Genomic DNA, 20,255 nt, shown 5'->3' on the forward strand with positions numbered 1-20,255 from the left:
ATAACCGGCATCTGCGTCCTGGCCGGCATCCTGTCATCCCGCAGCGGCACCGCCGCCCGTGCCCGGCTCGCGGATTCTCCCGGCGTCAGGCACATGTTCCCGCCCGCCGGTGCGTGCCAGCGCGTCAGCAGTTGGGCGGCCGGTCCGGGATCCGCTCGGAGGTGTGCATCCAGACCGGGCCGGGACGCAGGGTGGCGAGCGGGACCTCGCGGACGGGCCGCCCGGGCACCGGGGTGAGGTTCCACCTCCGGATCAGGGTGGCGAGGAGCAGGGTGGATTCGGTGAGGCCGAACTCTTCTCCGACGCAGCGGCGGGGCCCGGCCCCGAAGGCGAGGAACGGGCTGTGTCGGGGGTCGTGTGCGAGCCAGCGGTCGGGGTCGAAGCGCAGGGGGTCGGGGTAGTAGCGGTCCTGGCGCTGGAGGAGGTAGGGGCTGTAGACGACGGTGGTGCCGCGGGGCAGGCGGTGGCCGCCGAGTTCGGTGTCGGTGGTCGTGACGCGGGTGAGGAGCCAGCCCGGTGAGTAGAGGCGGATGGCTTCGCGGATGACCCGTCCGGTCAGGTCGAGGCCCTCGGTGGTGTCCGGGGTTTCGCCAGGATGGGCCAGGCCGGTCTGCCACTGATGTCGACCGAAGCCGGCGCCGACGCCGCTGCGGACTTCCTGTGGAGCGAGGAGATCGCCAACTCGCCGGTGGTGCGGGAGCCGATCGGCGTGGTCGGCGCGATCACCCCGTGGAACTTCCCGCTCCAGCAGGTCGTCACCACGGTGGTTCCGGCGCTGCTGGCCGGAACCACCGTGGTCCTCAAGGCCTCCGAGGCGGCACCGCTCTCGGCCGGGATCCTGGCCCGAGGCCACCGGCGCCGCGGGCCAGGGGTGATCGCGACCGTGGCCGCCGGTGCACAAACGATATCGCTGCTGGGCGCACAGGCATGGGGTTCTTCTCCGGCCGCGAGGCTTTCAAGCAGGACACGTTGCCGATCGTTCAGGGCAGACCACCGATACACGCGGACCAGCCCACACCGCACCCCCACTCTCTGCATAGAGCCCAATGAGTGACTGCGGGCGGTGGGAGTTCCCTGGAACTTTTCTGGGACTTCCGGCTGCATCAACGGGCATGACCATGAAACAGCCGAAAGACCATTTGCGCGGATCAGCAGCCTGGCACCAGCAAACGCAGCAGGTCACAGACCTGGCTGGTCTCTTCCGCGACATTTGACATATAGAAGCCGCCGCACCTTGTCTGACCTGCTGAAACGCAGGTCAGGTGGGGGTGCGGCGGCGTCTGTGGGACTTCTCTGGGACTTTGGGGCCCCTGGGGCGTTTCGGGGCCCTCCTGGCTAGCCGAACAGGGCGTCGATGGCGGCGGTGCCGCGGGCGCCCGCGCGCGGCAGGAAGTGCGCGTACTTCCTCAGGGTGAACCCAGGGTCGGAGTGTCCCAGCCACTGAGCGAGTGAGACGACCGACTCACCGGCCTCCAGCTGCTCCGAGGCATAGAAGTGGCGCAGCGCGTGGAAACCGTGTTCGCGGGAGGGCTCCCAGACGCGCTGCCCGTCGGCGCGCTGCTCCAGGCCGCCGATCACGCCAGCTTTGGTCAGCGCGGGCTTCCAGATATAGGAGTTGAAGTAGTTCCGGTTGATCGCCTTGCGCTCGCGGCCGGTCACGAGCAAGTTGTACGTCCTGGGCCGGCGGTGCTTGGCCTCCACCGGTGTCTCCGGTTGACGGGGGTCGTCCCACGCCATGGTGACCGGCACGGACGGGAACGCGGTCGCGTACCGTCGTGCTGCTTCGACAACGCTGGAGGGCAGTGCCACGTCGCGGGCCTTGCGGCCTTTGGGGAGCGCGAAGCACAGGCTCGCCCGCACCATCTTGATCTGGCGGCGGATGTGGACGACGCCCTCATCGAAGTCGAAGTCATCCAGGCTGAGCCCGAACGCCTCGCCTTGGCGCAGGCCGAGACCGGCGCCGATCTCCACGAGGACCCGGTAGCGGTCCGGGAGGGCGGCGCGGACTGCCAGTACGTGTTCCTGCGGCCATGCCTCCAGCCTGCCCGGAGCAGCGGCCGGCGGCCGGACGGTCTTAGCGCGGCAGGGGTTGCGGGCGAGTCGGCGGTCCTCGACGGCGGCCTGGAGCACGCTGGACAGCGTGGCCCAGACGAGGCGGATGGAGGTGGGCCCGAGATCCTGTTCCAGCCGCTTCTTCCAGCTCCGGAGAACGTCGGTCCCCACGGCGTTCAGGGGGAGTGCTCCGAGGTGCGGGAGGATGTGGCGCCGTACCCGTTGTTCGATGCGCTCGATCGTGGACGGGTCTCCGCTCTGGGAAGGCCACCAGTGCACACTGATGTAGTCCTTGACGGAGAGATCGCCGTCACGGGGGTCGATGAATTCCTGGCGCCGCACATCGGTCTGGGCAGTCGCGAGCCAGGTCTTGGCATCGTTCAGTACGTCGAAGGAACGGTCCCTGACGCCCGGGATCGCCTTCACCCGGTAGCGGGTGCACTTTCCGTACATGGCGGTACGTTCACGCTTACCGGTCTCCCGACTGGGGCGCTTCTTCAACCATCGGTCTTCTATGTAGCCGGGCAATTCTGTCCTTTGAACGGAAACGGGGGGCGACCGATCGGTCAGGCGACCGCCGTGCTGCCGGATCGGTAGTGGCGCGGAGTGTTGAGAGGGCTCAACGCCGTGTTGCAGCGGGAGTCGGCTTGTTCTTGTTCACGGATCCAGGCGTTCAGGACTTCCCGGCGGTACATGACGCGACCCCGTGGGCCCATACGGAAACTCGGCGGCCCCTGCCTCCGGTGCCGCCAGACGTAGAGGGTGTGTGGCGAGAGACCGAGGTACTCGGCCGCGTCTTTGACATTCAGGAACGCCGCACCGGCAGCGTCGAAGGGCGCGGCAAGTGGATATGCGGGCATGGAAAGTCCTGTGTGAGTGAAGCGAGTGACCGCGGGCGGTGAACGGCGAGGGCCCCCGCCCGCGGCATTTGTTGACAACGTGCTGGGATCTGCGACCCGGCCGCCGATCGGAACGCGTTGCGACTACCGTGCGGCGCGTGCCGGTTCGCAATACGGGTCGGCTATGGCGAAGGCGGCTTCGATAAGGGCGTTGGAGGCTTCGGCCGAGGCGGGCGGCTGGAAGCAGTGCGGGAAGCGCCGGGCGAGTGAAGACGCGCTGACGCCGGTCAGATCAGCCACCGTGATGATCTCCCAAGCGGTGCGGTGACCGCTCAGCCAGGTTGCGATGCAGGTGTCCCGGAGGTCGGAGACGCTCCTGCCCAGTGGCGAGCTGAACTCGCTTGGCTCCAGGACGGATTCCCGAGCCTGGCGCCACGCCCTGCGGTAGACGGCTCCGGTCAACGGCCGACCGTCATCGCGGGTGAACATCAGGTCCTCGGGACCAAGGCCGCGCCGGACGACCTCCGCCTTCAGAATCTCCACGAGTTCCGGGCTCGCCTGAACGACCCGCACAACACCCGCCCCCTCCACCGACTCGTCCCCATCCTTGAGACAGCGAGGATGAATCACCAGCTCGCCCGGGCCCTGATCAGGCAGATCCACGTCACGCACCCGCAGGGCCAATGCCTCCTGCGGCCTCAGTGCCACCAGGGCGATGGACGACAGGAAAGCACGCAGTGCACGGCCATTCTGCGGACATTGGCCGACCTGATCCAGCAGGTCGTCTCGCTGGCGATCTGACAGCAGGAACGTTTCATCAACAACGGCAGTCACAGGGGAGACTCCTCGAACTAGGGGTGCGCTTGCAGCGGAACAAGGTGCCCTTCCGGCTTCACCGCCGAAGGACATCTACAAGGCTCCGGAAAATCCCCGGTTTCGCGAACCGGGGACTGCATGGTAGGAGTGGGCAACGAAGCCCAACTTGCCGTTCATGGACGAGTCGCGAAGCTGGCGCTTCATGCGAGAGAAGAGTTCGGGTACGCCAAAAGCCTTGGCAGGCAGCCGAACGGAGGAGGCGACCTGCCTCCCCATGCCCCTTCAGCAGGACCATCACGCCGACATGATCAAGATTGACATGTCTCCGGCGAGAATATCCAGTCAAATCAGGCCCGGACTAGTCTGCCGTCGGCGAACTGCCCTCAAAGGGAATCGCACGCTCGGCGCTTCGCCAACATGAAGGCGATACTCGAGGAGCAGAGTTCGGCCAGGACTGCAGCTACCCTGGTCGAATACGACGCCAGACCCCTTCGCGACCCCAAAGCCACTGGCGGATTCCGGCACGACCCGTCCCATCGCACGGGAAAACCCAAACGGCCTCCGGAGCCGTGTGCGGTCAGATCTTCGACCCGCACTTGCCCCGGTCGACAGGATTCAGACCTGTCAGGCCCCCCTTCTTTCAGAACACACATGCTCACCGAGCCGATCGCACACCCCGACCAGTCCAGCTCACCGCGGGAGCCGAGCTCGTCAAGGACCAGGCGGTGAAGCTTGGCCCGCCCCCTCGCCTTCGACCACTCGCCGAACCGACGGTGAGCCGTCGCTCCGGACGGCCCGAACGAAGCTGCGGGCACCTGCTGTCACAGGCAGCCCGATGTCGCCATGGACGCGATCGCGGCCAGCACCTTACGGTCACCGTGCCGACGCCGACCACCGCCCTGCGGCCGCGACGGCAACTCCCACTGGAACAGCTCCCACAACTCGTCCGACACCAGGCGCTCGACGATCCCTGTCACAGCCACCAGCCCACCGAACCAAATGAGACGATTTCCTACTGTCCGCCCGTTGCCGTCTTCGTCCCTCCGCCATGCCGGGTCACCCGAGGGCGGCATCGCATTCGGACGGCTCCGTGAGTGAACGCCGGGTCAGTGGACTTACTCGCCCACACATATGCCTCGCCCGGCTGAAGCTGCGCCATCTGCTCAGAGCGCAGACTGGCGAAGGCGGTGTTTGCCTTCTGGAGGTGCTTCAACCAAGCAGGCGAAGTGAACTTGTGCAGGATGACGTGGTCGGAAAGTTCGATCAGGGAAATCGGTACGGAGGGCGGGTCCTGGCTGGCGACCAGGATGCTCATTCCCTTGTGGCGCATCTCGCGGACGGTCTCGACTAGGCCGGCGACGAGGTCCGGGCTGTCGATGTACTTGTGCGCTTCGTCGAAGACGACCAGCTTGTTGAAGTGTTCGTCCCCGCTGCGCGCCTCGGCGAAGAGCTGCATCAGGACGACGAAGAGACCTAGTGCTTCGTCCTTCTCGATGTACTCGTCGCGGAGATCAACGATGATCAGTCGGCCAGGGCGGATGAGGCTGGTAAGCCGGGCATTGTCGTCGATGTAGTCCTCGGCGAGGTCGAGCCGCTCCTGAGCCAGTTGCTTGACGTGGTCGGGCATACCGGAATCGGCCACGCCCTGCCGGATAACGCCGAGGTTCAGGTTATTTCGGTTCGACTTCATGATGCGGGTTAGCTGCCGGATGTACGTTGACTGGTTGCCGACCGCTCCCATGAGGAAGCGCCAGTGGGATGCCTGGAGTTCAGCGGAGGAGAAGGCGAGCGGCTGGATGTCGATACCAGGGAATTCCCGTCGGCGGTCGGCCACCTGGCCGGCGGGGGCGAGCAGCAGCACGTCAGACAGTGCTTGGGGTTTGGCTCCGTAGTGCTCCTTCAGGGCCTGGAGCTGCGCTTGGTCATCATTTGGGCGCGCCATGGAAGTGAACTCTGGTGCGTAGTCCATGGTGCGGCTGTAGTGGAATACCACGGTCGCAAGAGGACGGGGAAGTTCGTTGACCGGTGGGGCGGGCAGCGAGGCCATCTCGATGATGCTGCCCAGGGTGTAGCTCTTGCCTCCTCCTTGTACGCCAAAGAGGCTGATGGTGTGGGTTTCGTCGAGATCGACCGCGACTTTCCGGCCGGCTATTTCGCCGAGTACACCGTGTTGCGGGGAGGGGCGGGTGACGCCGAGGAAGATCTCGGGGAGGCCCCCGGGTGAAGCCGATCCCGGTGTAACAGAGGTGGGCTGGGCATCGATGGTCGGCGACTCGTGGAAGCCCTGACTTACAGGGACAGTTCCCGTCCGCAGCGGATTTCTGGTACCGCCCGGAGGGGGAGCAGCCGATGAGGCTCCTTCTGAAGAAGGAGAGACCGGGACCGCCTCCGCCACGTCGGCACGAGGCACGGTCAAAGTTGCCACCGACTGGGTCGGACCTCTCTCACGGCCCGCACGATCAGGTGCGGTGAGTGGCGTGGTCTCGTTGCCGTTCGCGGCCTCGTCCGTGTCGAGGATGGTCACTACCTTCCCCTCAGCAGCCTGCCCGCGGTCTTCCTCCTGGGCGTGTTTGGCACCCTCGTCCTGTACGTCAGGTGCCCGGAACTCGGCGTCGGAGAGCCGTGGCACAGCCAACTGCGACATTGCCAGGGTGGGAGCGGTGGCCGCTCCGTCCTCTTCCTGCTCCTCAACGGCTAGATCCGTGGGCGCGGGTACGCCAGGCCGCACAGTGGGAATCGCATTGATCAGCTCGGTGATCAGATCGCTGCCGATGCGGTGGAACTCCACCTCGTCGTCGAATTCGCGGTCAGTTCCCTCGCGGGCGAGGTCGAAGATCAGGCCGCTGCGAGTGAAGTGGAGGGCGTAGCCGTCATCGAGGCTGTCGAGCAGCTCGTGGGCCGCCGCCCTGGGGGCGTGCCCCATGGTCCCGTGGCGTGCCGCCCGCTCCAGGTAGAAGCGGAGCAGGGTGCCGAGAGCCAGGTTCTTGACCGGTCGGTCCACCCGGTCCGGGTTGATGTGGGCCGGATCGAAGGACTCGGTGAGGACGGTCTGGCTCCGTCCGATCTGCTGGGTGACCCTGGCCTTGAGGTGCTGGTAGCCACCGATGTCGTCGAGCGCGGTGTAACACTTGACCTCGACGAGGCGGCAGGTGATGGTCCGGGTCCGCGCGTCGAGGTGGAACAGGGCGAGGTCGCTGCGCTGGAAGGATTGGGCAGCGCCGAGTTCCCTGGCCTGACGGCGGACTTCGGCGTACAGCTCGGGGTGGGCGTCCAGGGGGACGACGATCTGGTTGTGCAGGGCATCCTGATAGTCCAGGTAGAGGCGGGCCAAGGCGAGGCCGAGTACTTCGGTGCGCTGGGTGGGGGCGGTGGAGGCCAGTTTGAAGGCGAGGTTGCCGGAGAGCAGGCGCAGCTGCTCGAAGAAGGTGTTGAGGTGGCGCTGTTCGACGTCGAGCCCGTGCTGCTGAGCGGTCGGCCCGAGCAGGGTACGCAGTTCGTCGACCGAGTTCGAGCTGACCATGATCTGGTGGCCGAGGCCACTGTCCAGCGAGGGCGCGTAGTCGATGACGTACTCGGGTCGGTCACGTTGTCCGGCGTGATCGAAGTACTCTAGGCCGAGGGTCCTGTCGATGGTGACGACCCAGTCGCCGACCTGGTGGGCCTGGTAGAGCAGGGCCCGGTCGGTGTTGTCAAGGGAAAGAACGGTGCACGGCACATGGCGCGGCGCCTGTCCTGCGGTGGCGACGTTGGCCGCGGCACCGGCGAGGAGTCCGGGCAACCGGCCCAGGAGAGTGGCAAGGTCCTCCGCGTCGTCGGCGGGCAGGGCTACGCCGTGGCGTGGCATGGTCCGCCACACGATCTGCTGTTCGTTGTCCTCGTACGTGGAGGACGTCGGCTGTACCAGGCCGTGGACCGGGGCGTGAGCGATGTCGTGGCGTGTGACGGAACCGTGCTGCTCTCCGCCGAAGGCGTCGATGAGGATGGTCAGATGGGCGTCGAACTCGGCTCCGGGCTCGCTGAACTCCTCCACCGAGCGGACTGAGTAGACGAGCTTCGCACTCCGGGTGCCTTCTGCGGCGTGCAGAAACGCCTCCGCCTCGGTGGAGGTGAACTGACTCTGCGGGCTGATCAGTTCACCCAGCGCCGCACCGGACTCGAGGGCTTCCGGGTCGGACACGCACAGCCGAATGTCGTAGGTGAGGTCCTGGGTGTGGGTGCGGCGCTGCAGTTCAAGGAGGGCGTCGGCGACGATCTCTGCGCGGCCTGCATTGACGACGTTCATGACCAGCGTGCGGACGTACGGGTGGAGACGTATGTACCGCTCGATCCGATCGGCGAGCGCCGTACCGGACAACGCACCGGCTCCGCCTGCAGCACGGGGCCCGACGGCCGGGAGGCGCAGCGCTGTGGTGAGCCGGCCGAGCAGGCCACGAGGGTCGGCGGTCTCGCTGGGCAGGTAGGCAGCCCAGTACGGGGTGAGGTTGTCAGCCGCCGTCATGAGCCTGCCGTCCTGGCGCGGGACGGCGAACGGGAAGCCCAAGGGCGAGAGGACTTGGAGGAGGGAGTCGCGCGCGGCGATGACCCGGCGCTTGTCCTCGCCGGCGAGGCGCGCGGCCCAGTCCCGGCCCAGGGCCGACCAGCTCGCCAGCCAGAGTGCGCGGAGGGGGTGCGTCGGGGAGGCGAGCAGGACGGTGTCGCGCCCGCCGAGACCGTCGGTGAGGGTGACGGCCGCGCAGTCGGCCTGCTGGATGCGAGCCAGCGCCACCAGCGCGGCGCCCCGGGCGCCGTCACCGGCCCGCTCGGCCTGCAGCGATTGGGCTTCCACCAGTTCCGCGTACGCCTCGGTGTAGGCGACCAATTCGTCCCGGACCACCTCGAAGTCGACAGCCTCGCTGACCAGGAGCTGATCGGTATCGGCCGGGTCTCCCGCCTGGCCGCGCAGGGCGGCGAAATAGACGTGGCGCGTCGCGAGATAGCGGTCGTAGGCCTCGGCAGCCCGCCCGGTCAGGGCGAGGGACAAGTCCTCCTCGTTCTCCTCCGGGGTCTCGCTCATCCCGTCGGGGCGCAGTACGAGCCGGCGCAGGAAAGTGTCCTCAGGGCGGGCGAGTAGATCCTGCTGGAGTTGCACGAGCAACGAGGAGAGCCGGATCTCCGCGCTTCCGGCCGTGTGAATGCGGGCGTTGAGGACACGCAGGGGGCCGCGCGCCGAAGTGGACCTCCAACGGACGTCCGTCAGCGTGACACGGGCCGGATCGTCCCCGGCGGCCAGCGCCTCGAACTGCAGTGAGCGCAGCGCTTGAGTGATGCCGTCATAGCGCCCGGCACTGCGCTCCGGCGGCTCCTCGGCCTCCCCCTCGGGCACGACGTAGAAGCGTTCGCTCTCGCCGCCGGGCAGGCCATGTACACCAGGGGCGATGTCGAGAGCGTCACCGGAGGCATCGAGTGGGGTGATTTTGAGGTAGTGCCACCCTTCCTCCCAGTCGATCTTGTTCAGGCGGCGCAGCGGTGCCTTGTAATCGGGCTTGGCCCGGGTCCCCTTGGTGACGTGGGCGATCCGCCCGATCGGCCCACCGCTCTCCGAGACGATCTCCACACGGAAGCGTTCAAGACCCTCCACCTTGAGCGGGGACGGTTCAATGGTGAACCGGGGTGTCAGTTCGCGGACGCCCTTGTCCCCTGCGAGCAGGTAAGGCTGTCCCACGATGGCTTCGAGCTCCGGGTGGGCCTGCAGCTCCTCGGCGTTGTCGCCTGCGGCGGGCAGACCGAGTTCGCGTACCTCAATGGAGACGGTGGCCCGGCGCCGTTCGTCGACGCGCCAGTTCCCGAAGGAGAGAGCCCAGTTCTCCCGGTCGACGACGATACGGCGGGTCCATGTAGTCGGGTCCTCCAGGCCACAGCGGGTGGCGAATCCCGCGAGCCTGCCGGCGAAGTCCGCTTCGGTCAGCCCCAGATCGAGGACGCGCTGACGCTCCGAACGGCTGGAGGTGGTGAGCTTTCCGACCAGCTTCCGGTTCCGCTCGGCCCGATCCTTGACGAGTGACGGGTCGGCGTACAGTTCGAAGTCGGGTACCAGGCCGAAGTGGTAGACAGCGGCCCCCGCGACCTGGGCGCGGTAGTCGTTGGTCCGGATCGTTAGCAGGTACAGGGCGACGGCACGGTCGCCCGTCCGGTGCCCGAGCCGGTCGCGAAGTACGGCGAGCAGCTCGTCGACGCCGGGCCTCAGCCGGTCCGGTACTTGGTCGAGAAGGTGGTCGGCCAGCTGCGCGTAAGCGTCGCCGAGGAGGACTTCCTCGAAGGTCGAGATACCGAAGGAGTCCTCGGCACTGACCCGGGTGCCCGGGGGGACGAAGACGAGGAGTGGTCCGGGCAGGCTGTTCCCGTTCCCGCCGTCACCTTCGGTGCGGTTGCGGAGCTCGACCAGTTTGGTGCTGGTGACGACGGTGTCGTGGTGCGGCTGTTCGGGAGCGAGGTCGTCGGCGGTGCCCAGGACGCAGACGGTGGCGGCGGGCCCGAGCGCTCCTCGGAGCCGACGGACCAGCGCGGCCGCCAGTTCGGGCTCCACCTCGGTGACCCGCATGCAGTGCCCGGCGCCCCGCTCGCCGACCAGCTTGGCCAGGCGCGGTACAAGGACGCCTTCGAGAGCTTCGCGGAGGTCCTTCGCGGTGGGCTCCACAAGGCCGGCGCTGGTGCTGGCGCTGCTCATCAGGCCGTCGCCTCCGTCGTCGCGGCCCCGATGATGTACCGGGGAGTGATGGTCTGCGTCAGATAGGCATCCGACATGTCCTGGTAGTAGCCGATCTCGCGCATCCGATTGAGGAAAGCCGCCGCGTTGGCCCGCAATGCGGCCTGGTCGTCCAGGTGGGCGCCGGAGAAGCCGTCGCCGTCCGGCAGCTGGTCGATGTGGAGTCCGTACCGTTCGCGCAGCAGAGTGAAAAACTCGTCCACGCGCATGGGGGCGGTACGCAGATTGCCGCTGTCGTCGTCGCCCTCCCTCAGGAGTGACACTTGCAGCAGCACTTCGAGCAGGCGCGCGTCCAGGACGAATCGCCGGATGGCGCTGTCTCGTCTGCCGCGTGGCTGGGCGAGCAGGGCACCGGGCCGGTGCTTGAGCAGCATCGAGTCGAGGCAGTCGATGAAGTAGCTGCGGTAATAGCTGCCCTTGTAGTGCATCAGCATCTCGATGTACTCGTCGAAGGCATTGAGCCCGAGCTGGGTGATCTGCTTCAGCTCCGGGGGAAGGTCCTTCTCCTCGTCCCGTACGCGGGTGGCGCGCTGAAGGAAGAACGCCTCGCGTTCCTTGGGATGGGCGGAGAGCCGCCGCAGGACCTCGACCGGGGTGAAGTAGCTCCTGCCGACGGGCGGGGCCAGCTTCTGGCTCTTGACGAGGTCCTCGGAGAACTCTTCGAGCTTCTTGATCTGATAGGTCGCCTGGATGAACCGCGTGATCCGCCCGTACCAAATGCCGGCGCTGCGCTCGGCGAGCGCAGCAGCCGGGGTACCGGGCACACCCTCGACGTCGACGAAGAGCCGGACGCGGTGCGGGCAGCGGTCCGCCGCCGTCGGCGGGTCCTGATGCCCCGTCCGGCAGGTGGCGGGCGCCGATCCGGCCTCGATCATGGCGGGCAGCAGCTTCATCATCCGCAGGTGGTAGAGGGCCAGGTGAAAGGCGAAGAGGATCTTCAGGTAGTCCACGAGGACGGTCCGGGGCATGTGGTCCTGGTGGTAAAGCAGCCGCAGGACGTCCCGGCACAGCTGGCGGGCCGGTTCGGCGCACAGGGCGGGGTAGGGGGTGCGGGGGCGGGTGGTGTCGGGCCGGTCGCGCATCTGTCCGCCCGCCTGTTCCACCAGGTGGAGCAGTGCCTGGGTCTCCACGTCGGTGTCCGTCCCCGGGGTGATCTTCGCGGTGGCGCGGTCGACGTCGGAGAAGAAGAACTCGCGGAGCTGGTCCAGGGCCCCCTCGTCGGTGGCGAGCATCTCGTACAGCTGCTCGTCGGCCCCGTACGGGCGGGACTTGCGCTTGTTGCGGAACCGGTAGGTGAGACCGTGTAGCGGTCGGGGGCCCGCCACCGCCTCGGTGACTCTGCCCCGGTTGACCATGTCGAGGAGATGGGTGGAAGCCCACCGGGTGGTGGTCTCCCGGTCGAAGCTGTCGAAGACTTCCGGGTGGTCCAGGAATAGTTTGACGAAGACGTCGACCTTAAGCTCGTTGGAGCGGTTGATCTTGCTGGGCATGCCCTGATGCCACAAACGGGCAAGCAGCCCGGTCAGTACACGGTCCATGTCCAGTGTCTTGTAGTCGAGCCGGCTGATACCGGGGTGGTGGAACGTCCCCAGGGAACCGCTCAGCGCCATGTCGTCTCCTCCGCCCTGGCGACGTCAGCTGCGACACCGGCCGCGGTGCCCGCGCTGGCTAGGCCGTCGCCGTCCGCACCGCTGTGGTCGTCCCTGGACCGTGCCGTCAGTTCTTCCATGTGCAGGACGGAGTCCTCGGTGCGGTGAATCCGTCGCAGGTCATGCCCGTGTGTCGTGAGGAGGATTTCCTGGTACGGCACGGCCGCCAGCCGGTTCTTGAACACGGCGAGGGCCAGCTGCTGCCCCTGGAGGTCGGTCACGGACGGCCGGTAGCCGCGCTCGAACCGCTGGAGCAGCTCGAATAGGTCGAGCCGAATGTCGAGTTCGGCTGTGCCGCCTTGGCTGCCCGCAGGATCCTGGTAGCTCAGTTGCAACGAGGTGCGCCCCGACTCGATGTACGGCGAGGCCGCCGCGTTACCTGGTTCGAGCCGGAACCCTTCTGCGGGGAAGCGGCGGAAGGTACGGATAGTGCCGCCGGGTACGTCGCGCACCTTCAGCGCGAGGGCATCGCCGATCCGCTCGGGGGCAACGAGTCCCTCACCACGGTTGAGCGCCCGCAGGATACGGTCCCGCTCCTTGGTGCCCGTTTGCGCTACGCGGGACAACAGCGCCATGAAGTGCAGCATCGACGGATACGGCAGCATCCGCTCCGCACGGTCCTCGTCATGGAGTTCGAAGTAGAGCAGGCGGCGGGCGGCGTCCATGTAGCGGCGGTGGGCAGCGGCCTGGGAGACGCGTTCGGTGACCGACCGGCCGAGCTGCTCGAACACGCCGCGCAGCAGTACGCGATCGCGGTCGCCGCGCCCGTCGACCGCGACCAGCGCCCGGTCCTCCAGGAGCCCGGCATAGTCCAGGCGACGGTCGAGCTGCGGCTGCGGGACTGCAGCCACATCGGCCTCGCGCAACAGGGTCAGCAGTCGGTCCCGCTCGCGTGGACTGCCATCGGCGGCGGCCGGGGCGCCGAGGTGGGCGGAGAAATAGAAGCTGTCCAGGATCTCCTGGCCAGAACCGGCCGCGTACAGCTGATGGATCTCGGCGCAGTCGCGGCCCGAGGTGAGGGTGTAGGCGAGCGCGGAGCGCAGGTCGCGCAGGGTGATGTGGAGCCTTCCGCGCAGCTGAGTCACCTCGTAAAGGCGGCGCAGACGACGCGCGGCCTGCGGGCCGGCGGTGGGGTGCTGGAAAGTCTGGGCGTTGTGCCGGGCATAACAGGTGGCGGCCAGGTCGCAGCGCTCACAGTCCTCCCAGAACCGGTTGTGTGTCATCCGGTCGAGCATGCGTTCCAGGAGCGATTCGCCGTCCTGCGGTTCGCCGTCGGCGTCGAGGGAACGAGCCGCGACATCACGTGCGTTGAGGTTGACGACGGCGACGGTCTGCCCGGTGTCCCGGCCCGCCAGGCCGAGGTTGGCCACCTTGGCGAGGTGCGGGAAACGGTCGTGGTGGTGGCTGAGGAAGTCGACCAGACGCCCCTCGTTGATGGCGATCAACCGGCTTTCCCCCGCGACCTGCCACGCCGATGCGTCGACCCCGGCGAAGGGTGCGAAGAACTCGTCCAGTACGTCGTCGCCGCTGACCTCACCCTCGTCTTGGCTGCCGTCGTGGTTGGTGCGGAACCGGTGCCCGGCCAGGGTGAAGTCGCTGCCGTTGGCCCGGCCGAGCCCGAACTCGGCGCCGAGCTCGCGCGCCTGGCGTTCGAATCGCTCCAGGAAGGCCGTCTTGCCGTCGCCCGCGTTACCGGTCACCACGACCAGCGCATGCCGGCCCTCCCGCAGTGCGGGCACGAGCTCCCGGTCCAGGGCCGTCTCGACATACACGGACATTGTGTGCGGGTCAAGGCCGCGGGTGCCGCGGTTGCTGCGGCGGCTCTGGCTGTACAGCGTCTGCAGGTGGGCCACGAACGGGTTGGTATTCGGCTCGGGCTCCCGCGGCTCCTGACCACTGCCGGGTTCCGACGATGGCACCGGGGGCTGCTCGGCCCACTCGGACAAGGACGACGGGGCCACGGCCAGAGGTGGCGGTGCGGGGGCGACGCGTGCGGATTCCAGCGCCTCCAACGCGCACAGCAGTTCCTCGGCCGTGGAGAACCGCTCCGCCCGGTACGGCGAGATCGCGCGCAGCATGATCTCGGCGAAACCGGGTGCCAGATCACCGAAACCGCTGTAGGCGGTGCGCGGATCCACCGGTGTCACACCGGGCGAGGGCCGCCCGACACCTTCCCATGGGTATTGCCCGCCGGTCAGCGCCTCGTACAGGGTGACGCCGAGGCCGAACAGGTCCCGGTCGGTGTAGCCAGAGGCGTCGGCGGGCACCTGGTCCAGGTCCGGCGGGGTGTAGCGGGGGCTGGTGTAGCTGTGGCCCTCGGAGGAGTCGGAGGTCTTGGAGATGCCGAAGTCGATCAACTTGACGCCGTCGTCGGTCCACAGCAGGTTGCTCGGCTTGATGTCGCAGTGCCACACCCCGCGCTCGTGGATGTGACGCAGCCCGCGCGCGGTGTCGATCGCGAGCCGCAGCACGTCCGCCGCGCCCATCCGGCCGCCACGGATCACCTCGGCGACGTCCTTGCCGTCGACGAATTCGAAGACCAGGTACGGGTACTCGTCCGGCGGCATCAGCCGGTCCGCGTCCACCATCGACACCACGTTGGGATGTGGGGCGTTCTGCAGCCGGTCAAGGACGCCCGCCTCGCGCCGCAGCCGCTCCAGGACGGAGTCTCTGTCCCGCAGGACCAGTTTCACCGCCCGGTCGACACTCCTTATCGTGTCGTACACCCGGTAGGCCACACCGAACGAGCCGGGACGGCCGAGGCGGTGGCGCACCAGGTACTTCGTACCGAGCTGATGGTCTGCCGGCAGGTCGCGGTAGAACTCCGGGCCCCGCGGACCGTCCTGCACGGGCTGCCCGGCGGAGGGCGCAGGAGGAGCCGGGAGAACTGCAGCCGAGGAGCCGATACGCCGGGCCGGAGCCCGCCTCGCTCCCATCACCAGATCCAGGCGGCGCAGCGCCTCCACGGCGGTCGGCCGGTCGTCCGGAGCCGTCGCGCACAACTTCTGCAGCCAGTGGGTCAGCTCGATGCGGACCTCGGCGGCTTCGAGGATCTGCGCAGGGAGCCGCCCTGCCACGTCGGCCTGCTCGGTGGCGGAGGTGAACGGCAGCTCGCCGGTGAGGAGCTGAAATCCGAGGACACCGACCGCGTAGATGTCCGCCTTCATGCCCATCGCCGTCGGGTCGGCATGGCACTCGGGCGCTAGATACGCACGGTCGGCGATCTGGTACGCCTCCCGCATGACCGTGTGCGCGCGGCGCTGCGCGGTCTTCGCGTACTCGAAACCGGTCAGCACCGCCCGGCCGTCCTGCGCGATCAGCACAGTGGACGGGTTCAGCTCGCGGTGCGCGATCAGGCGGCTGTGCGCGTGGGCCAGGCCCATCAGCATGTGCCGGATCGTCCGCAGCTTCGCGTCGGCGGTCAGCGGGTCTGCAGCACCGTTCAGGTGCAGGGCAAGGGCATGCCCCGGAACGTCGTCGTAGACGGTGACGAAGGCGTCCTTGTCCTCGTCGGCGAAGAAATCCCGCACCCCGACGATGTTCGGGTGCGAGGGCAGCTTGCCGAGCGCCTCGTACGCGATGCCGATCCGCTTCTGCTGCTGGAGCCGCTCGGCCTCCGGCGCGTACGGATCGGCCCTGCGGACGGAGAGCCGGACCGTGCCCGACCCCTGCACCGCGAGGGCGTTCTTCGCCCGGTACTCGCGGTGGACGTCATCGCCCTCCTCCGGGCCCGTCTCGCTCAGGCGCTCGATCACTTCCCAGCTGCCGAACCGCAGGGGGCCCGACGGTGGCCGGGACGAACCCTGCACCGCACGCACAATCAGCTCGTGGTGTGCGGAGACGTCCGTGTCGAAGCGGTTGGTCGAGGTGGGTACGCGGCTCACGTCCGCAAGCCGGCCGAGCAGGTCCGGGAGGGCGACGGTGTCACGGGCGTCGTGCTGGCGGGGCGTCCGGTCGACGAGCAGGGCGTCGGGTGCGGGCAGGACGACGAGGGCGTCCGTGTAGAGCCGGGACAGCGGACGGTGGGCCGTCTCCAGGATCGTCTTCAGCTGCTTGGCGTGCCCGCGCAGCTTCGGCAGCGGGGAGCGAAACGGCGCTCGGTGAGAGGGCTGCCAACGGCCGCTGTCGACCTCGATGCGGCCCCGGGTGCCCTTGACGTCAATGACGTACACGGCGTGCCCGGTGACCACGACGAGGTCGACCTCGAACAGCTCGTTCCGGTTGTACGGAATCTCGACGGAGTGCAGGACCGTCCAGTCGTCGGGGGCGTGATCACGCAGGTGCGCGATGACCCTCCGCTCGGCATCGTTGACGGCCTCCCCAACAGCAACGATCCTGGCACTCATCAGCTGGCGGCCTCCTCGATGGCGGTGGTGAGCAGCGCGAGGGCCTGGTCTTCGAGGACGTCGGCACGGTCGCGTTTCTTGTAGGCGGCTCGGACGGTTGCCGCGATGCGATCACGGTCAGCGCGCGGCGCGAGCGGGATCGGCATTGCGGCGACAAGCTCGCTGTGAATGCTCTGCTGACCGCCGCCAGTCAGCATGCTGCGAATGAGTCTCATCGCGACTGGCGCTCGGAAGAAGCCCAACAGGTAGGCACCCGGAACGTCAGCTGCACCGGACGCTACCCGTAGGAAGTCCTGGCTGTAAGCGTGCTGCAACCAGCGCCCCGTTACCAGGGTTGCTCTGCCGAACAACCCGCTCTCGCTGGGCATGCCATGCCCGCCGAGCATTACCGTCTCATCCGGAACGAACACGCCCGCGGGTGTGTGCTTCGGGCTGATGACACGGCCATCTTCCGGTCGGATCCACCAGCCTTGCCGCTGTCCGACCAGCAGTCGGCCACCATGATCATACGAACTGTCAACACGCTTGAAGATGGGTCCGTACTTCAACTGGCCCTGAGCGCAGATGTCGCCGAGCCGCCTGTGTGGGACCGAGGCCAGCTTGCGCTTCAGCCACTGGGCTCTCTCTCCGTAATTCATTGCGCGCAAGGACACAGCGGAGAGTTGATCGACTGTGAACCCCAGGTCCCGAGGCTGCTGATGCCAGTCGAAATCAGCAAGTTCGGGGAGTCCCACGCTCTTGAAGAAGTCCTCTGTCGTTCCGACCAAATCCGACTGGAACTCGGCGCGCAGCCGCGCGCACTCTTCCACCAGGCCGTGGATTCGTCCCTCAAGCTCCGATCCCAACCGCGGAACCGGCAGCCCCGCGATGTGACGCGGTTCGATGTGCTTCACGGCCGAGCCGTACACCGACCCTCGTACGAGCGACTCGCCGAACTTGCTGAGCAGGAAGGCGTACAGATACCCGGACTCAATTTTCTCCGGGTTGGGTTCGACCTTGAGGGTGTCCTGCGAAGACCAGTAGTCACCCATATCGGGCCTGACGTAGGCCCGCCGACCAGCGTTAAATCCCGAACACGAGATCAGTGTCATCCCGGGCTTGAGTTGGAGATACGACAAGGTCGATGATTCCGCATCCGACTTACGTAGCCGGGGTAGCCCGGTCAAGTCGGCCGCCATCATGTCTTTCGTCCCGAGGAACGGCACACTATGTTCCGGATCAGTGAGGTAGACCCGCCGGAACATGGGCCCGTTGAAGATTCCTCCGTTGTGCCCCGCCGTCAGGCTCGCCAGCGGCTCCGTCTTCGGCAACTGCTCCAGCAGCTTCTTCGTCTTCATCGACCCCGCCACATACGGCGAGGCGTCAAGCCGGAGCCCCTGGGCCGCGAACCAGTCGGACTTCACCGGATTGGACAGCTCAGCGACCTTCACGCCCCGGCCCCCGTCCCCGCCGCCCCGGCCATACGCGGATCTACACCCGGCACCGGGTACTTCGCCCGGAACTCCCGGTACTTCTCCGCGATCACTGGCAGATCGTTGTCGATGACCTTCTTGCTGCGGGTCAGCGGCCGGGTCACTTCCTTGCCCCGAATACGAAGCCGCTCCATGACGACCTCCGTCTCCACCACGATCTCCCCGTTGGGCTCACGCTTGTAGAGGTCGTTGCCGCGTCGGTCGAAGCCGACCTTCTCCGCGACGGCCATGAAGACGGGGTACGCCTTCTCCGTCCGGAGGTCGTGGTTCTGGATCTCCTGCCGGGTCTTCCGCTTCAGGAAGAGGAGCGTGGTGAGGATGTTGACGTTGGCGTCGACGACGAACGTCTCCACCGGCAGCTCGACGCTCGCGAGAACCCAGCAGTTCCGCAGGATGTACCGGCGGATCGCCTCGTCCGTCGGCCCTGGGTTCGACAGGATGCCGTTCGGCAGGACGATTCCGATCCGTCCGCCTGGCTTGACCCACTCGATGGCGCGCTGAATGAACAACTGCTCCGGCGCCATGCTCGACGGCATGCTGATCGTGCTCGCCTCGACCTCGCCGGTCTCCTTGTTGCGGCCCCACGACCGAGCGATCCCGTTGCGGAACGAGCCGAGCACCGACTCATCGCTGACCGGGATATCCGCGCCGAAGGGCGGGTTGGTCAGGAGTACGTCCACGGTGGGCTTGTCGAGCGGGATCTTCTTCTTCGCCGCCTCCACACCCGAGAGGTGTCCCCGCGGGAAGGCGAGCGAGTCCATGTGGAAGACGTTCCCCGTGGTCTGGGCGAGCGTCATGATCGCCATGGTTGTCGCACGCACCAGGAACGGGTCGAAGTCGGAGCCGAACAGGTACTCGTCCGCGAACTTCTTGAGCTTGTCGCCGTACCGCTCCCGCTCCTCCTCCGTGTCCGGGAAGCCTAGCGTGCCAGCCTCTTTCTTCCAGGTGTGGTGCAGGTGCTTGAGCGTGGCCTGGAGGAAGCCGCCAGTGCCACAGGTCGGGTCGAGGACGGTCTCGTCCTCCTTCGGGTCGAGCATCTCGACCATCAGGTTGACCGCGCCGCGCGGGGTGAAGTATTGGCCTCGGTCGCCGCGCAGGTTGGTGCCGACGAGCTCCTGGTAGGCAATGCCCTTGGCGTCGACGTCCGTGCCGATCAGGTCGTACGGGGCAAGCTCGCTGACGATGAAGGCGAGCGCCCGGTCTGAGAGGGTGATCTCGTCGGTGGGCTTGAAAACGTCCTTGTACTCGCTCTTGACGTCCTCGAAGAGCTCTTTGACGCGCTTACTGATGGCCGCGCGCCCGTTCTCGTCGAACATCTCCTTCAGACCGGTGCGGAACCGGCCGTGCACGGAGCCGTGGCTGACCCGCTCGTCGTACATCTTGGCGAAGAGCAGGTAGAGGAACTGCCAGAATGCGGCGTCCTTCGGCATGCCCTCGTTGCCGTGGATGTAGTTGTGGCAGCGCCGGAAGGCGATCTTGAGCATCTCAGGGTCGGCCTGGCGCAGCCGCTGGTGCGAGGCAACGGTACGGCTGCCGAGGGTGCCGTCGGTGACCTCCCAGTCGCTGCGGTCCTCAAAGTCGGCGCCGAAGTCGCCGACCACCTTCTTGAGGAAGAAGAAGTCGACACCGTCGGTCCACATGCCGTCCGCGCACTGCGGGCGGTCCTCGTTGCCCATCAGCTCTTGGAGCTCCTCCAAGTCCTTCCGGGCCTGGTCGGGCTCGCGGAGCTTGACGACGTTCTTCCCTCGCTTGGGCTCCTGCTTGCAGATCACCACCCGCCGCAGGTTCGCCGTGGTGTGCGGGGCGCCGGACTCGAAGATCGCGATGTCGGCCTTCTTGCTCCGCTTCCGCTTGGCACCCTCCTCACTGACCGTGACGGAGAAGTCGCGCTGCATGTCGCCGGGATCGATACCGTGCTCGTGTACCAGGGCTCGGGCGATCCGCTGCCGGACCTTCTCCTTCGCCGTCTCCGGGATCGCGTCGCCGGAGATGTAGTCGACGACCTGGCCCTCTTTAAGGCCCGTGACCTTAGGCTCGGAGCCCTCCGCAACGGGCTCCGCGTCCTCCTCGGGCCGCTGCGGGATATCCAGGTCCAAGGTCAGTTCCTCCATCGACGTGCTGCTACTTTCCTGTGCTCGGGGGTGCGGCTAGGGGCCTGCGCCCCGGGGCGGTCCGTGCGTGTCTTAACACAGTTGCCATCTGTGATCCTACGGCCCCAGGGGCACCTCCGAGAGCGCGTTCCGCCAGGCTGGAGGGTGCCCGGTCGGTGTTTCCGGACCCTACCGGGGAGCACTGACAACGCCTGGGAGGAAGCAGACGACGGGGCTGGGACAGCGGCG

General features: G+C 67.2%; 10 protein-coding genes and 1 pseudogene. 1 reads left to right on the top strand and 10 read right to left on the bottom strand.

Annotated elements, in window-relative coordinates; genetic code table 11:
• Nucleotides 1-124 precede the first annotated feature (124 nt).
• Complete coding sequence (locus ACFV88_RS26160) at nucleotides 125-604, bottom strand: cytochrome P450 (protein WP_385494402.1); 480 nt, start codon at nucleotides 602-604, stop codon at nucleotides 125-127.
• Nucleotides 605-619: 15 nt separating this feature from the next.
• Here ACFV88_RS26160 and ACFV88_RS26165 point away from each other — a divergent pair, with 15 nt between their 5' ends.
• Entirely contained in the window at nucleotides 620-1,054 is a 435-nt protein-coding gene (locus ACFV88_RS26165; protein WP_385494403.1) for an aldehyde dehydrogenase family protein, read from the top strand.
• Between the two features lie 281 nt (nucleotides 1,055-1,335).
• Here the strand turns inward: ACFV88_RS26165 and ACFV88_RS26170 are convergent, their stop codons facing one another.
• The 9 genes and pseudogenes from ACFV88_RS26170 to ACFV88_RS26210 form a co-directional block, all read right to left on the bottom strand.
• Nucleotides 1,336-2,505: a tyrosine-type recombinase/integrase gene (locus ACFV88_RS26170; protein WP_385494335.1), complete on the bottom strand. Its 1,170-nt coding sequence runs from the start codon at nucleotides 2,503-2,505 to the stop codon at nucleotides 1,336-1,338.
• Nucleotides 2,506-2,618: 113 nt separating this feature from the next.
• Nucleotides 2,619-2,912: a helix-turn-helix transcriptional regulator gene (locus ACFV88_RS26175; protein WP_385494336.1), complete on the bottom strand. Its 294-nt coding sequence runs from the start codon at nucleotides 2,910-2,912 to the stop codon at nucleotides 2,619-2,621.
• 123 nt (nucleotides 2,913-3,035) lie between these two features.
• Nucleotides 3,036-3,725, bottom strand: coding sequence for a hypothetical protein (locus ACFV88_RS26180; RefSeq protein WP_385494337.1), 690 nt, complete (start codon nucleotides 3,723-3,725; stop codon nucleotides 3,036-3,038).
• A gap of 562 nt (nucleotides 3,726-4,287) precedes the next feature.
• Nucleotides 4,288-4,690, bottom strand: a pseudogene (locus ACFV88_RS26185) (transposase); the annotation flags it as partial.
• Between the two features lie 29 nt (nucleotides 4,691-4,719).
• Nucleotides 4,720-10,410: a hypothetical protein gene (locus ACFV88_RS26190; protein WP_385494338.1), complete on the bottom strand. Its 5,691-nt coding sequence runs from the start codon at nucleotides 10,408-10,410 to the stop codon at nucleotides 4,720-4,722.
• Entirely contained in the window at nucleotides 10,410-12,059 is a 1,650-nt protein-coding gene (locus tag ACFV88_RS26195; protein ID WP_385494339.1) for a hypothetical protein, read from the bottom strand. The genes ACFV88_RS26190 and ACFV88_RS26195 overlap by 1 nt, the downstream gene beginning before the upstream one ends.
• Complete coding sequence (locus ACFV88_RS26200; RefSeq protein WP_385494340.1) at nucleotides 12,050-16,444, bottom strand: protein kinase; 4,395 nt, start codon at nucleotides 16,442-16,444, stop codon at nucleotides 12,050-12,052. The genes ACFV88_RS26195 and ACFV88_RS26200 overlap by 10 nt, the downstream gene beginning before the upstream one ends.
• Nucleotides 16,444-17,874, bottom strand: a complete 1,431-nt coding sequence (locus ACFV88_RS26205; RefSeq protein WP_385494341.1) for a restriction endonuclease subunit S — start codon at nucleotides 17,872-17,874, stop codon at nucleotides 16,444-16,446. The genes ACFV88_RS26200 and ACFV88_RS26205 overlap by 1 nt, the downstream gene beginning before the upstream one ends.
• Nucleotides 17,871-20,027: a restriction endonuclease subunit M gene (locus tag ACFV88_RS26210; RefSeq protein WP_385494342.1), complete on the bottom strand. Its 2,157-nt coding sequence runs from the start codon at nucleotides 20,025-20,027 to the stop codon at nucleotides 17,871-17,873. Before ACFV88_RS26210 ends, ACFV88_RS26205 begins: the two co-directional genes overlap by 4 nt.
• Nucleotides 20,028-20,255: the final 228 nt, after the last annotated feature.

It is taken from the genome of Streptomyces sp. NPDC059816 (assembly GCF_042732055.1).
Lineage (GTDB): Bacteria > Actinomycetota > Actinomycetes > Streptomycetales > Streptomycetaceae > Streptomyces.

Excerpts from the sequence above, each read along its gene's own strand:
- ACFV88_RS26170 (WP_385494335.1), bottom strand. The coding sequence starts at position 2,505 with ATGTACGGAAAGTGCACCCGCTACCGGGTGAAGGCGATCCCGGGCGTC.
- ACFV88_RS26165 (WP_385494403.1), top strand. The coding sequence starts at position 620 with ATGTCGACCGAAGCCGGCGCCGACGCCGCTGCGGACTTCCTGTGGAGC.
- ACFV88_RS26195 (WP_385494339.1), bottom strand. The coding sequence starts at position 12,059 with ATGGCGCTGAGCGGTTCCCTGGGGACGTTCCACCACCCCGGTATCAGC.
- ACFV88_RS26210 (WP_385494342.1), bottom strand. The coding sequence starts at position 20,027 with ATGGAGGAACTGACCTTGGACCTGGATATCCCGCAGCGGCCCGAGGAG.
- ACFV88_RS26175 (WP_385494336.1), bottom strand. The coding sequence starts at position 2,912 with ATGCCCGCATATCCACTTGCCGCGCCCTTCGACGCTGCCGGTGCGGCG.
- ACFV88_RS26190 (WP_385494338.1), bottom strand. The coding sequence starts at position 10,410 with ATGAGCAGCGCCAGCACCAGCGCCGGCCTTGTGGAGCCCACCGCGAAG.
- ACFV88_RS26200 (WP_385494340.1), bottom strand. The coding sequence starts at position 16,444 with ATGAGTGCCAGGATCGTTGCTGTTGGGGAGGCCGTCAACGATGCCGAG.